Origin of the sequence: Fluviicola sp. (genome assembly GCF_030151805.1) — a bacterium.
GTDB lineage: Bacteria > Bacteroidota > Bacteroidia > Flavobacteriales_D > Crocinitomicaceae > Fluviicola.
The window spans coordinates 1-14,318 of record NZ_JASLCN010000256.1 but is presented as its reverse complement, the minus strand read 5'-3'; the positions used below and the strand labels follow the sequence as shown (position 1 = coordinate 14,318).

Below are 14,318 nucleotides of genomic sequence, written 5' to 3'. Positions count from 1 at the left end.
GATAAAGCGGCATCTTCTTCTATGTTGAGTGCAACGGAACTATTAAAAGCGTGATTTACATCTGAGTAATACAATTCGGCTTCATTCAAATCCTGCTTCAGCCACAATTGCAAGGGTTTTTGATTTCGAACCGGGCCTTCGATCAAGTCGTACCCGGCATCTCTTAAATAATTTGTCAGTTTCATGAGTGATTCTTGTTTTGTACCACTTAGTAGAAATCATCTCAGGAAATAAACAAGGGAAGATTCTGCGAACGTGGTGATTTTCAATAGCCGAAACTAACAAAAAAAATGATTGCTTTTGAAGTCTGAACCCGGATCAAATGCTTTTTAATAAATAATTAATTTACAAGCAATTGAGATTTGATTCCTTCCGATTCATAATTTTTCTAAAGATCAAATGAGTTCCAGTTTTATGGAAGCGTCACTTTTGCAGAAATAATGATTGGATTATTACTAATTGGGTTTGTAAATTTCCCGTTACAGAATGAAAATTGTAATTTCCCGTTGACTTTATTTACATATACTGTGTAGTAGGATTCGAGAAAGAAATCATAGAATCCGGATTGAATGTAAACCGAAGCATGATCTTTTTCGGAGGGGTTATATCCTTGATCAACCAAGTACATACCTGGTTTAGGTTCGCCATCTTTAAAAACAAAATTGATGGTTTGGCTCCCACTTCCATTGGTAGCGTATACATTATAGTAAATTCCACCGGTATGAGAAACAATAGAATAAGTTGTTCCTCCTACACCTCCCAGGTTTGTAGTACTTGAATTATTTGCAACGGTGCAAGGAGGAAGAGGTGCGTCAATAACTTGTACACTAGTTACACCCCGTTGAACAATGCAGTCCTGATCTATCACTTCAACGTAATAATTCCCGGCATCACTCATCGTCATGGAATCTCTGACTAATTTCCAGGGAGTAGGATTGTTAAAGTCATATTTTGTTGTTTTTGACCAGCCATTTGGGCCTTTCCATTGATAAACAGCTTGATCACTCACATTTTCTGTGGAAAGCTCAAGTGACCACCCTTCAATAACCGGACCGTTGGACGTGATATAGGTGTTTTTAACGTCGTCAGAGCATCCTTTTTTCTTTTTTTCACAGGAATTCAGGAAAAACAAGGCAAAGACAAGGAGAAAGGTGGAGAAAGATCTCATAGAATGAATTTCAATTTTTTTGTAAAACTAGTTATTTTGAGGAAATTAAGAAGGTTGTTTTCACTTCAATTCCTCCAAGGCCTTTTTCGTCCCGATTTTTGCGGTGATGTAATCTATATCGCGTTTCGGAGAGCGGGCAGGAGAGTGGCTTCTGCCGTAGAAAATGATTTGCAGATGCAGTTTGTTCCACAATTCTTTCGGGAAGAGTTTCTTCGCGTCGCGCTCAGTTTCTTCTACATTTTTTCCACTGGTCAAGCCCCAACGAGTCATCAAACGGTGAATGTGTGTATCTACCGGAAAAGCAGGAACACCAAAAGCTTGTGACATGACAACAGAGGCCGTTTTGTGACCAACTCCGGGCATTTTCTCCAATTCTTCAAAAGAAGCAGGAACTTCGCCGCCGTGCAGGTCAATGATCATGTGCGACAAATCGTAAATTGCCTGGGATTTTCTTGGGGAAAGCCCGCAAGGTCTGATAATATCCCGGATTTCTTCTACAGACAATTTGATCATGTCTTGCGGACGGGAAGCACGCCGGAACAAAACCGGGGTGATTTTATTGACGCGTTCATCCGTACATTGAGCAGACAACAAAACAGCAATCAATAAGGTATAAGGACTCCAATGATCCAACGGAACCGGAGTTTCGGGATAACATTTTTCCAATTCTTCGATAACGTATTGTGCTTTTTCTTTCTTTGTCATGGCCGATAAAAGTACTAAAAAGAAAAGACAAACGAGCGGGAACGCAATGCGTTGGTAATAATGCAGAAAGCTCAATCAGGTGACAAAACCATGTGCTCTAATGTGCTATGCGGCTTGTTTTGAACCACAATAGAATCATAGAACACATAGTCGATAATTAATCAGTTGAACTTTCGGGTGAGTATCATGCATAAACACCATGTGATGTGTTCCCGCTCGTTTTCCAAAGATTTGATCAATGAACGGTAAACTGAACTGTTTTTGAAACCGTGTTTCCGTCGTGATCCAAAGCCACCACCAAATCCAATTTCAACGGGGTGTAACTTGAAAATCCATGATTAACCGTTTGATTGACCGTAAAATCAGCCAAATGATCGTGAACTTCATTCTGATAAATGATGGAATCATTTGACGTGTTTGTAATCGTAATCTGGTATCCGTGCAGGTTTGCGGTTCCGGCAATGGTTCCGTTGATGGAGAAATTTCCCTGAATGGTGTCTCCTTCATGCGGATTGGTGAGTGTGACAACGGCTGTCACGTTCTCCGGCTCTGATTTTTTTTCTTTTTTGCAGGAAAACAAGCTGAAACTTCCTGTCAGAATGATAAATAATAAAGGTTTCATATTCAATTGAAAAAATAATTAAGTGATATACTGAATGCGGTTTTCTGGTGTGAATTTCCGTCTCCTAAACTCTGAACAACCGGAATGTGGTAGTTTCCCTGAATAACCCAGGAATTCCATTGGAAGGATGCGCCGATGATTCCGGTGAGCACTTGTCCCTGAGTAGGAGAGCTGGCAATTGGTTTTCGGTTCAGGTAATCGACACCACTCCAGGAATACTGCGCTCCGGCATAGATTCCCCAGGTTCTGAATTTGTACTGTCCGAATAAACTGGCGCTGAACAAGGAACCCGGAATGTATTTGTATTTGTTTTCTCCGCGCAGAATGTACTGGCTTGTTTGTAGCAAACTCCATTTCTTTTTCTGAAAGAAGAAGGAGTTTTGAAAGACAGCATCAAACGTTCCCGTTCCGGGATAGAGATACAAATCAACGTCGTTTGGCTGCGTGAATTTTCCAACAGGACTTTTCACTCCTGCACCGATAATCCAGCGGAACAAACGGGTTTGAAGACTATCCTGACGGTTAAACAAAAAGTAATTGACTGTTAGGGTAGGATCTCCCAAACCGTTTTTGCGGGACGTTGTATCGTCAGCAACGTGCGTATTGAAACCAAAAGGAACAGCCAGTTGCAACTGCCATTTGTTTGCCAGTCGGATTTGCCCGGTGAGATCGATGCGCTGGAAGTAATCCGTGCTTCTTTCCAGTCCGCTACCAAATACTTTCGGGTGCTGACTTTTATATAAACGGTATTGATAATTCAATCCGATACTCGTTCGGTTGCCTTGCGCCAGTGTTCCCAATCCCTGAGTGGAATTGAAAGCGCCGCATCCACATACATCGCAGGAATATGCGTTGTAGGAGGACAGCACGAGACACACGAAAAAGAGCATGCTTTTTTTCATGATGATAGTGTAATATTTAAAAAATAGAAATGATTCTACCTTCTTTCATTGCCAAAAAAGGTAGCCAAAAAGTCTATGGCTGTACTCGAAAGTTTAAAAACTACGAATCATTGCGTTCCCTGTACCCCAACTCATCGAGCTTGTTACCCAATCCGATTCAAATCGGTTTGGACAAGTCGATTCAAACAGGGGGCGGTTACACTTCATTCTCTTGTTTTTGAAAACTTTCAGCGTAAGGCCCGAATAAACGATCCGGCAAAGAAAAAAATTACCCGATAGCGGGTGGATGGAAAGTAGAACCGGAGAACGAAGAAAGTTCCCTGATTTGATAGAAGAAATAAGCAGATTCTTCCGGATGATGTATTTCTGATTGTTCGAAAGAAGTAACAATCCGAGAATCCAGGTTCCAGACGTTTTCTTTCAGTTTCAAAGGCATTTTTGGAACAGGTTGATTTTTCTTCTCTTCCTGTTCCAATTTTTTCAGCTGTTTGGCCAGATAACATTTACCGTCGCAATGAAGCATCGGTTTTTTCTTATTGACACAATATTTTGCCGCGAGCTCGATCTGGTTGTTGTAAAACCAGATGTTCCATGAGAATGCCGCAATATCTTTCCAAAGCAAAGCTATTACGAAAATTACACTCAATATGCCCGCGAATCGTTTCAAATGTTCATTTAGTAAATCGGAGGGAATGCATTCGGATCCGCCTCGTTCATAATTGCGTAAGCGGCCTCCACAATATCGTCGATACTTGGTTTGGAGAAATAATCTCCGTCAGTTCCGTAAGCCGGTCTGTGATCTTTCGCACTCAAAGTTACCGGAGCTGAATCCAAATAGTTGTAGCCGCCTTGTTTCACCAAAATCTGATCCAACAAGAATGCCGTTGCACCAGAGCTTACATCTTCGTCTACAATCATCAAACGGTTTGTTTTCTTCAATGATTCTGCAACCATTCCGTTGATATCGAAAGGAAGCAATGTTTGCGCGTCGATCAATTCCACCGAAACTCCCAGTTCTGTAAGTGTTTTTGCTGCTGCTTCACACAAGTTGAAAGTTGAACCGTAAGAAACAATTGTTAAATCAGTTCCTTCCGCAACGATTTCAGGAATTCCCAATGGAGTTGTGAACGTTCCGATATTAGTAGGCATGGCTTCTTTGATACGGTATCCGTTCAAAGGCTCAATTACCAAAGCCGGTTCGTCAGCTTGCATGAGTGTATTGTAAAAACCTGCTGCTTTTGTCATGTTTCTCGGAACACAGACATGTACTCCGCGAATGGAATTGATGATCATTCCCATCGGCGAGCCACTGTGCCAGATTCCTTCCAGGTGGTGTCCGCGTGTAGAAACGATTAACGGAGCTTTTTGTCCGCCTTTTGTGCGGTATTGTACTGTTGCCAAATCGTCAGACATGATCTGAATTCCGTAAAGCAAATAATCCAGGTATTGAATTTCTGCGATGGGTCTCAAACCGCGCATCGCCATTCCGATTCCTTGTCCGATAATCGTACATTCACGAATTCCGACATCGGATACGCGCAAAGTTCCGAATTCTTCCTGCAATCCTTCCAGGGATTGGTTTACACCTCCGATTTTTCCTGCATCTTCTCCGAAGATCAATGATTCAGGATATGTTTCGAAGATGGCCTTGAAGTTATCGCGCAGAATGATTCTTCCGTCTTCCTGGCGATTGTCCGAACCATAAGTAGGAGCAACTTCCTGCACTTTCAAAGCGCTATTTTCGGAATTGGAGTATAAATAATCGCTGTAACGATTGTAATTGCTTGCTGTTTCTTGTTTCAACCAGGAAATCAAAGCCGTTTTTGCTGCTGAGTTCTCTGTGCGAACCAGGCGTAATACTTTGCGAACGGTATTGAACACGTCCTTACGGATCGGATTCATCGTTTTTTGCAAGGCTTCGATTTCTTTTTTGATGAAGACTCCGTTCGGACTTTCGGAAGCCAGGCTTTCCAAAACGGCTACTGCATGATCCAAATCTTGTTTCAAATCCTGTGTAAACAACGCCCATGCTTCTTTCTTCTGCTCATTCACGTATGCTTTTGCTTCCTGTGCAATTTGAGCCAATTCTTCTGCCGTTGCCAGTTTCTGACCATCTGCATCGAAGTTCAGAATCCACTCTTTGAATTTGTTGATGCAATCGAATTCGGATTCCCATTTCAAACGCTCTTCGTTTTTGTAACGTTCGTGCGAACCTGAAGTAGAATGTCCTTGTGGCTGATTCACTTCTTTGACGTGAACCAATACCGGAATGTGTTCTCTGCGCGCTAAATCAACTGCTTTTTCGTATGTTTCGCATAAGTGAGCATAATCCCAACCTTTTGTCACGAAAATTTCGTAGCCATTGGAATCTGCTGTGCGCTGCATTCCGCTTAAAGCTTCAGAAATACTTCCTTTGGTCGTTTGATGTTCACGCGGAACGGAAATTCCGTAACCATCATCCCAAACGGACATCACCATCGGAACCTGCAAAACTCCTGCAGCGTTGATGGTTTCCCAGAAAGGTCCTTCTGAAGTGGAAGCGTCACCGATTGTTCCGAAAGCCACTTCATTTCCTCCGTTAGAGAATTTTTTGAATGCTTCCAGATCTTTCAATGTCGGGTGCTCACGATATACTTTGGAAGCTTGTGCCAAACCAAGCAAACGCGGCATTTGTCCGGCAGTTGGTGAAATATCTGCGGATGAATTTTTTTGTTTTGTTAAATCTTTCCAGTTTCCGTTTTCGTCCAGATTCCGCGTGGAGAAATGCCCGCCCATTTGGCGGCCTGCGGATTGCGGTTCGATAATCTCGTCTGTATGACCGAATAAACCTGAGAAATACTCACGTACATTCAGTTGGTCGATGGCCATCATCAAGGTTTGATCGCGGTAATATCCTGAACGGAAATCACCGTCTTTGAACTGTTTTGCCAATGCAATTTGTGCCAATTCCTTTCCGTCACCGAAAATTCCAAACTTTGCTTTTCCTGTAAGAACTTCTTTTCGCCCTAACAAGGAGGTTTCTCTTGAAATACTTGCCAAATGAAAGTCTTTCAATACTTCCGATTTGAAGGTATTAAAGTCAACTGCGATCAATTCTTCCTGGGGTGTTTGTGATGCCATAGTTTTCCTTATAAAGTTGCACAAATATACTAAATTTTCGCCAAAGTACAGAAGGGGTTCAATAGGGAAAAGGCAATTGCTTTGCCGGATAAGCCAGCTCTCTGCGTCCTTTGTACCTTCGTTGAAGCTTTGATTGTAAGTGTTGCACTTTAGTGTTTAAAAACAAAAAGAAAGATAGAATCGTATTTGTTTTCTTGTTAATACAAAGTACTGATGATGAAAAATATCACAGCTAAATTGAACGAAAGCTTTTTGAGGTTGTAGTAAGAACCAAATTGATTCGTATGAAAATGATCATCCTCTTAGCTGCTTTGTCGGGATTTGCGTTCTCCTCACAGGCCGGCACACTTTTCGGGCAGTTGTGTGCCTTTAATCCAAACTGGAAAAACTATCCGGAAAAGGTTCCGGCAGAGCGTGAACGTGTTTTTCTGTCTGACAAACAATACATTCAGACACATCTGGAATTTGTGTTATCGGCATTGAAATCCGCAGATTTGTCAACACTTACAAAAGATCAGCGCGAAATGAGAACGCATCTGACCGAAGTGCTTTCGGATTATCGTTTGCAGGGAGTTTTTCCGGTTAATTATAATCGTTCAGAGCGCATTCCGGTGTTTATTGATGAAATGGATCGCCATTGTGCTGTTGGTTATTTGATGAAGGAAACGGGATTTGAAAACCTGGCTCTTCAGATTTCGAAAGGGGACAATTACATTTGGGTGAAGGATTTGAGCGGAGAAGAAGTGTTGAAATGGCAAAGTATGTCGGGCTTCACGTTGGAAGAATTGAAGCTGATCCAGGGAGCTTATGATTCGTATATGCCTTTTGCTTTGGAACAGCCAAACCGGATTGAAATTCCTCAGAAACCGGAAGTGATTTGTATGAATTTCAAGCAAAAAGACCTTGCAAGAAGCAGTAGTAAAACGGGAACTGATCGCATTTGGATTCGCGGAGAAGGAAAAGACGGCGTTCTGCACGGAAGATGGGAGCAGAATTATTCGCCGACTTTGCCTTGGATTGTTGGATTTTACCAGGATGGTGAGCGCGAAGGAAAATGGCTGGAGTATTACCAGGGAACAAATGCTTTATGTCGCACGGAACATTGGAAAGACGACAGATTGAACGGAATCCGTACGCGTTTTGACCGCAAAGGAGATGTGATCGAAGAAATTCAGTTTGAGAATGGTGCTGCGGTTTTGAAAACCAATTATGAGTTGGGACATTCATTGAAATTTGTCCGTAAACCGCTTGGAGAGAATAAGGTTTGGACAGAAGTTTACAACCTGGATGGAAGATTAATTGCTTCCGGTCATGAATCGATCCACAATCCCGGGAACCTGCAATGGTTTCAGAATATCGAACTCACTGCGTTGAATACCATGTCGCTGGTCTCTCAAAGTTATAGCCAGACTCACGTGAATGGTTCAGCAAATTCTGTAGGAACTGCTGTGCGTTTGTATGATGAACCGCCTTTGGTGGAATATATCAAGCAAGGAGATTGGGTTTATTTTGTTGATACTTCGGATGACTACCCGGGTGCCCGTTCGATGGGGCAAAACTGGGTTTTGTTTAACAAACGATTTAGCCGTTTTGGGGCAGATATCGTGCTTCGGACAAATCATTTTGGTAATACACAACAGGTTCCGGAGTTTGATTCACTCCGCGTGAGTTATTCGGATGGAAATGTGACTGTTTTCAATGGGTTTTATGATCGAAACCGCTTTCGGATGGAATTTGAATGGTATTCTGAACAGGATTATATAGAACTTGAAAATCACAGTTATTTTGTTGAACAACAATTTCACCGGGGAGGAATTCCTATTAGCCGGCTTCAGCGTGTGAAAAGCATCGGTTTTGTGAATGAAAAGGATGAGAAGATCGGGAAGTGGCAGTATTTTAATGTATTTGGCCGGTTGTCGCGGGTGGAGGAATTCATTCTGCCGGAGAAGAAAAAATGATGACTTTGACTCTGCTCAGTTATCATTTTTTGCCCGATTGATCCGTTATAAAGCAAGGGGCGGTATCCAGTTTTATCTGAATACCGCCCGCTTTGCTTTAACTTACTTATGTTGGGTTGGGATTGATTTTATTTTAATCTTCGTCAACTTCAAACGGTTCGTCTGAGTACATGATACCTGTGTATTCCTTTCCGTCAACCAGCACTTCCTGACCATTGATAAAGAATTTTTTTCCTTTTGGTACTTCTACCACAATTTCGATTTCCTGGTTGCGTAACCCGTCGGAAACCGGGAAGGAATAGTATGGATCTACCAATAATTTGTTTCCTTCCATTCTTACCTCGTGTTTGATATGAGAGCTTCTTTTGTCGGCTGCGGCCATATCAATTCCATGAGCACTGAATTTCTGTGATACATGAAACAAGCTGTCTCCGGATTCTTTGTACTTGATGTAAATTCCGTGCTCCATAATTCTTCCGTTTTGAACGGAAATGAAATCCAATCCGTAAGTTCCGGTAATTCTCCTGTTGTTGACAATCAGCGGAAGTTCTTCTAATTGTAATTGATCCAAATTTGCAGTCAAATGCTGGTTTTCCACTTCGCGCTGTACTTCGTAATCGCGGGCAGAATTGATGGATCCGATAATTCCCAATAGAATTCCCACAAAGATGAGTGCCGGCAGGAAGATAAAGTTCAGCTTGAAATATTTGTTTGCGTTTCCAAGAAGTAATCTCACACCAATTGCAATGGAAAGCAGGGGACTTGCAAAACCGACCAGCAGAATTCCGATCCAGATCAGGGAGAAGGATTTGTTTACCGGAGAAACCAATTGAAGGAATTCATACAGGGAAGCGTATTCGTGATCGCCTGTCATTGGAACAATGCCAATGATTCCGGTGATGATCAGTGTAAATATGATTAACCAGATTAGGGCTCCTCCGATCAGGAAGATTCCGATCATTTTACCAATGAAGCGCACCAATTGAGATGCCTGTTTGGTCAGATGGGCATTATTTGCCTTGAATTTGTTCGCAGCCTGGATCGTATCGTCTTTCAAACGGCCTGCTGATTTTTCAAATTCTTCTCTCAAGGTGTCAATATTGACAGGTTTTCCGCGCATTTGAAGGCGTTCGGATGGCGTTTTTGCGCTTGGAACGATGATCCACAAAATGATATAAAGTGGAATACCGAATCCCATAAACCCGAAGATGACAAAGATGATGCGCACGATTACCGGGTCGATATTCAGGTAAGCCGCAAGTCCTGCTGCCAAACCACCCAAAACCCCGTTGTCCATGTCGCGGTACATGCGTTTGTTTCCGCTGCCTTCGTATTGGTTTTGTGTTTGTTTCGGTTGTTCCGGTTCTTCGGTAATTTCTTCCGGCTCTCCCAAAGAAGAGATTGCGTTTTCGATATCACTAATCGTTACAACCTGACGTGTATCTCCTAAATATTGAGCCAACAATTCTGCAAAACGCATTTCGATGTCTTCTACAATTTCATTGCTTCCGGATTCATTTGCCAGTGAAGCTTCCAGTTTCTTCAGATAAGTTTGCAGGCGATCGTATGCATCTTCTTCGATAACAAACAGTTGACGGCCTAAATGTATTGAAAGTGTTCTTTTCATGATCAGTTCTTTTTAGTAGTTAATGTTTCTACAGCATGCTGAAGCTCGTTCCATGTAATTTGTAAAGCTTCCAATGTGTTTTTTCCTCCTTCGGTGATGGAGTAATATTTTCTGGGTGGTCCGGAAGTTGATTCTTCCCAGCGGTAGGTCAGGAGTTCGATATTCTTCAAGCGAGTCAAAAGCGGGTAGAGGGTTCCTTCTACCACAATCAGCTTTGCTTTTTTCAGTTGCTCCAATATTTCGGAAGGATAAGCTTCCTGGTTATTGAGAATACTGAGAATACAGAATTCCAGGATTCCTTTCCGCATTTGGGCCTGAGTATTTTCTACATTCATGACAAGTACTATTTATGACACAAATATATGTATAAATTAGTACTATGCAATACAAAGTACTATTTAAAGTGAAAATAATTTTATAAAATTATGTGGTTTCCTTATAATTAGAGGCTTGTACGCTATTTTTTGTTTGGAAATATCAATGAGATAACCGATTTCAGAAAGCACATGTCACCGAAATCCGTCTCCATCTCACCTGGAAGTTTCGAGTGAAAGATAGAGCCCCAAATGTAAACTCCATGTTTTGAAACGGAACGGAGTCCAATTATTGGTGATGGTATTGCTCAGACTTTGAAAGGTTTCGATGAATTGGATGGATTGACTTCTTGAGGTGAAGCCGGCACGTACTCCCAATCGTAGTTTTGTTTTGGGGTTCGCCTCTGAGAATTTGGTATGGTGGTACTTTGTAGAATGATCTATCTCGAAGGTTACTGATTTACTTTTTGAAGTGGTTGTCTGGAAATTGTAATGATAAAAATGGTTGTCACTGACGTTTTTTGCATCGTAACTGTAAGAACCATAATTGAAATGGTCGAAATTGAGGTAAATGGTACAACCTATGGCATGTGTTCTTTGTTTTGTTTCGTTGTAAGGATAACGATACCCGATGAAAATCCTTGGAGTGAAATTTGACATTTTTCCAGATTTCCAATTGGTCAGGTGTTTATCCGATACGGAGCTTTCGTATTTCTCCTGTGCGTTTTTCTCCTTTGAACTGGTCGTATAGAGAATTTGAGCACCAAAACTAAACTGATCAAAAAACGATACACGCGCTTTTACGATTTCGAAATCAATCAAATGCAGTTTGTTTTCTAAACGGAGTGGCTTGATTTGGTTTGGAAAATCTGTTTGTTTGATACGCTGAAAAGAATATGCTACATCAGGAACGAAGAAATCGAATGAAAACCATCTTTTTTTTTCGGTGCTGTCTTGCTGTGCTGTTAATGAATTCATACAGCATACAAGCAGGATTGTGTTCATCCATTTCATTCGATTACAATTAATGCTGTTGAATCTTTCATCGTGGTTCCGTTCTCAAAATAGAATTCGGTGTAGAATTTGTAATTTCCTGCTGCAGGTTCTGAGTCGCAAATGAAATAGGCTTTTGAATAGTACGGAATCGTATTATTTCTCCTAATGATTGAGATGGGTTTTCCGGTTTGAATCCGGAACGCATTTTCGTAATGGTCAAACAATGCATAAAAATGCTCATTGACAGGCGTTCCTGCCGGTGTTCCGGAAAATGGCTGATTACTCCAGATACGCAAAGAGTCGATATTATTTGTATTATCGATGCTGCTTTCATGGGAATCGTAAGTAATGCTTCCCAGGTTATCGCTTATTTCGAACTGAATTTCCAGTGCAAATAACTTGCGGGGAACCGGATTGTTTGTAGCAACAGGCATTCCGTTATTGGTAGCAGTGGAAGCGGCAGATAAGCTTAAGCTTTGGATCTCGAATTTAGCGACGTCATATTTCCGAAGACAACTGTTCAATAACAGGCAAAATGGAATAATAAGGAGAAAAGCAGATTTCTTCATAGGGTGATTGTGACTGTACCAAATATAAAAAATCTCCCGAGTTTTCAGGAGATTTATTTTTGGATGATACTGATTTCGTGATATATCCGGATAAATTCCGGATATATCGTTTATCGTAAGCCTTTGAATTCTTTCGGGTCCGGAACTTCGCGGGCGTTTACTTCTTTGAAATTGTTTACCTGGTAGGTTTTCCCCAACTGGTTGTACATCCAGAACGGGTCGTCGTAAAACTTTTTGAAATCGACTTCCAGGTGCTTCTGAATCTGATTGACCAGTTGTTTGTTTTCCTCAGAGAAGTTATCGAAAATCGGTGGTCGTCCGCCAAAAGACTGTTTCAGTTTCCAGATGTAATCCAACAGATTAAAACAAGTGTTGAACTGTCCGCAGGCAATGATCGAAGCTTTGCGGAATTCTTTGTCGTTTTCTTCACTGAACCAAAGAGTCGTACTCATTCCGAAGGCATTTTCTGCAACTTTCTGCATGGAATAAGACGGAATGTAATCCGCGCAATAGCTTTTCTTGCGTTGCAGATCATTGGAGAAGCTTAAGTCGTAAATATGATTTGCTTTTGCTCTTCCGGTAGATTTCAACCCTTTGAGCTGGAAGAATTGATTGTATAGCAAATAACGAATCCGTTTCAGGAATACATCATTGCTCAAAACAAGCAAGGTTGTTAGCCTTGTCAGAAGCATGTTTTTAAGAAAATTCAATCTCAGGTTTCCGAAATGTTTAAAGAGTAAAGTCAGAATTTTGGTCGGGAAGGTTTTTCTGAGATCAAAACCGGAATTTCCGCGTACTTGCCCGGTGATGGTGTTTTTCACTTTTTCGCTGATGAAGAACAACACTCCGGTAACGGCAACCACAACTGCTGCAAGGCATTGAATGATGTACCAGGTAATTGTTTGCGGCGCAAATTTCCAGATCAGGCAAAGAGAAGTGATTCCGATCAATGAAACAATCAATGAGAAGATCCGGATACGGTTGATGCTCCAGAAACTGGTTTTATCTTCCTGCGGAAGCTGATAGGATTCCATGTAATGACTTGCAACATCGCAAACCATCATCAGATCGAAGGACTTTCCGGTTTCTTCTATTTTCCGGGAATTCGCCTGGATCATACTTTCCACTCCCTGGTTATCGGTAATTCCTCCGTCCATGAGCGAAATCTGAAGACTTTCCTTTTTCTTCAATTGCTGAAGTCTTGTTTTGAACTCTACCAAATCCAATGGTTTCGGAAGTGCGTTTATGACATCATCAATGTCTTTTTTGGAATATAGCAGTAGCAATTCATCCCAATCCAATTCCTGTAAATTGATGCTTAATGCATTGAGAAGTTGCTGGGCGTTGACATTCGGAGTTTCAAAATCCTGGGGAAAAACAATGGGTTCAAAACCTCCCGGAAAACAAGACGAAGCAGCAAGCAAATCAGATAAAAGTAAGTGCTGTGCAGTTTCGTGGTTCAGGGAAAGATTGAAATTTCCGTAAAGTACATCTGATTGCCAATGGTCTTTCTTCATCTCCACCGTTTGCCGGAAAAGAAGACCGTTGTATAGTTCGGTTGCATTGAAGCAAACTTCTTCCAGGTTCGAATTTCCGCTTTGTTGATTTTTCTTCAGTGTTTCAACAGAAGCTCCCTGAAACAATAATTTATCATAGGCCAGGGCAAAGGAATTGATCAGGTTCCGGCGCTTGTCCGGGCGACTTTTCCATTCGTTCTTGTCATTTAAAATGCGCAGCGCTTCTGAAACCAATGAGGTTCCGTCGGTGTGTTCAAAAAGTGCTTTGTAAAAAGCTGCGAACGGTTTCCCTTCTGCGGAATAAAGCGAATACATCGCTGTTGTGATGGTTCCTCCCGATGCCGAAGAAAGGTAATTGACATTGTTTAGTAAAGTCCCGGATTCGTCTTCTTTCAGTTTGGTTTGTTCCAGGTAGGAGAGTACTCCGAGTGCAAAGGTTCCGGCTCTGAATCCGCCACCGGAAAATGCAAGTGCAATGGTTTTAAAAGGTGTTTCAAGCAGGCCGGGTTCAGTAATGGTGTTCTTTTGGTACATAAGTGAATAATAATGGTTTAAGTGGTTTAAAAATAAGGAAAAAGATAGAATAAACAAGGGGTTTGGCTTCTGTATCAGAACTTAAACATTAAAATGTAGGAGGGGATGCATTATTGATATTTGGGAAATGATGCATCGGGATATATGTATTATTCGCACCCAAACCATTTCACAATAGAAATCGTATTATATTTTCCCGCAAATGCACAAATGTTGGAGGCGCTTACCAGCCGCCTCTTTACTCTGTAAACCCTTAAAAATCTGTATTTACACTATTCAAAAGCGA

The 14,318-nt window shown here is 41.5% G+C and carries 13 protein-coding genes; 1 reads left to right on the top strand and 12 read right to left on the bottom strand.

The genetic code is table 11. The features are described 5' to 3' along the window. From Q1V93_RS09860 to Q1V93_RS09830, 7 genes are all read right to left on the bottom strand, one after another. Nucleotides 1-185 (bottom strand): hypothetical protein (locus Q1V93_RS09860; RefSeq protein ID WP_300664237.1); only part of this gene is annotated, 185 nt, incomplete at its 3' end. Between the two features lie 227 nt (nt 186-412). After that, nucleotides 413-1,168 carry a hypothetical protein gene (locus Q1V93_RS09855; protein ID WP_300664235.1) on the bottom strand — a complete coding sequence of 252 codons (756 nt, stop codon included), beginning with the start codon at nt 1,166-1,168 and terminating at the stop codon, nt 413-415. A 60-nt stretch (nt 1,169-1,228) separates the two neighbouring features. Next, nucleotides 1,229-1,873, bottom strand: a complete 645-nt coding sequence (nth, locus tag Q1V93_RS09850; RefSeq protein ID WP_300664233.1) for an endonuclease III — start codon at nt 1,871-1,873, stop codon at nt 1,229-1,231. Between the two features lie 235 nt (nt 1,874-2,108). Continuing rightward, nucleotides 2,109-2,495 (bottom strand): hypothetical protein, encoded by a 387-nt coding sequence (locus tag Q1V93_RS09845; RefSeq protein WP_300664231.1) that lies wholly within the window; start codon nt 2,493-2,495, stop codon nt 2,109-2,111. A 2-nt stretch (nt 2,496-2,497) separates the two neighbouring features. Beyond that, on the bottom strand, nt 2,498-3,397 hold the full coding sequence (locus tag Q1V93_RS09840) for a hypothetical protein (RefSeq protein WP_300664229.1): 900 nt from the start codon (nt 3,395-3,397) through the stop codon (nt 2,498-2,500). 268 nt (nt 3,398-3,665) lie between these two features. Continuing rightward, nucleotides 3,666-4,043 (bottom strand): hypothetical protein, encoded by a 378-nt coding sequence (locus Q1V93_RS09835; protein ID WP_300664227.1) that lies wholly within the window; start codon nt 4,041-4,043, stop codon nt 3,666-3,668. 29 nt (nt 4,044-4,072) lie between these two features. After that, entirely contained in the window at nt 4,073-6,517 is a 2,445-nt protein-coding gene (locus Q1V93_RS09830; RefSeq protein WP_300664225.1) for an alpha-ketoacid dehydrogenase subunit alpha/beta, read from the bottom strand. Nucleotides 6,518-6,801: 284 nt separating this feature from the next. On the opposite strand from Q1V93_RS09830, the gene Q1V93_RS09825 reads away from it, so the two are divergent. Further along, nucleotides 6,802-8,475, top strand: coding sequence for a hypothetical protein (locus tag Q1V93_RS09825; RefSeq protein WP_300664223.1), 1,674 nt, complete (start codon nt 6,802-6,804; stop codon nt 8,473-8,475). A gap of 133 nt (nt 8,476-8,608) precedes the next feature. Here Q1V93_RS09825 and Q1V93_RS09820 read toward each other — a convergent pair whose 3' ends face one another. From Q1V93_RS09820 to Q1V93_RS09800, 5 genes are all read right to left on the bottom strand, one after another. Further along, entirely contained in the window at nt 8,609-10,102 is a 1,494-nt protein-coding gene (locus Q1V93_RS09820) for a PspC domain-containing protein (protein WP_300664221.1), read from the bottom strand. Between the two features lie 2 nt (nt 10,103-10,104). Further along, a complete protein-coding gene (locus tag Q1V93_RS09815) occupies nt 10,105-10,437 on the bottom strand; it encodes a PadR family transcriptional regulator (RefSeq protein ID WP_300664219.1) in 333 nt (110 codons plus the stop codon). Between the two features lie 195 nt (nt 10,438-10,632). Next, a complete protein-coding gene (locus tag Q1V93_RS09810; protein WP_300664217.1) occupies nt 10,633-11,430 on the bottom strand; it encodes a hypothetical protein in 798 nt (265 codons plus the stop codon). Beyond that, the gene (locus Q1V93_RS09805; protein WP_300664215.1) at nt 11,427-11,981 is read right to left on the bottom strand and encodes a hypothetical protein; all 555 of its coding nucleotides are present in this window, start codon (nt 11,979-11,981) and stop codon (nt 11,427-11,429) included. Before Q1V93_RS09805 ends, Q1V93_RS09810 begins: the two co-directional genes overlap by 4 nt. A 110-nt stretch (nt 11,982-12,091) precedes the next feature. Then, complete coding sequence (locus Q1V93_RS09800) at nt 12,092-14,032, bottom strand: patatin-like phospholipase family protein (RefSeq protein WP_300664213.1); 1,941 nt, start codon at nt 14,030-14,032, stop codon at nt 12,092-12,094. Nucleotides 14,033-14,318 lie beyond the last annotated feature (286 nt).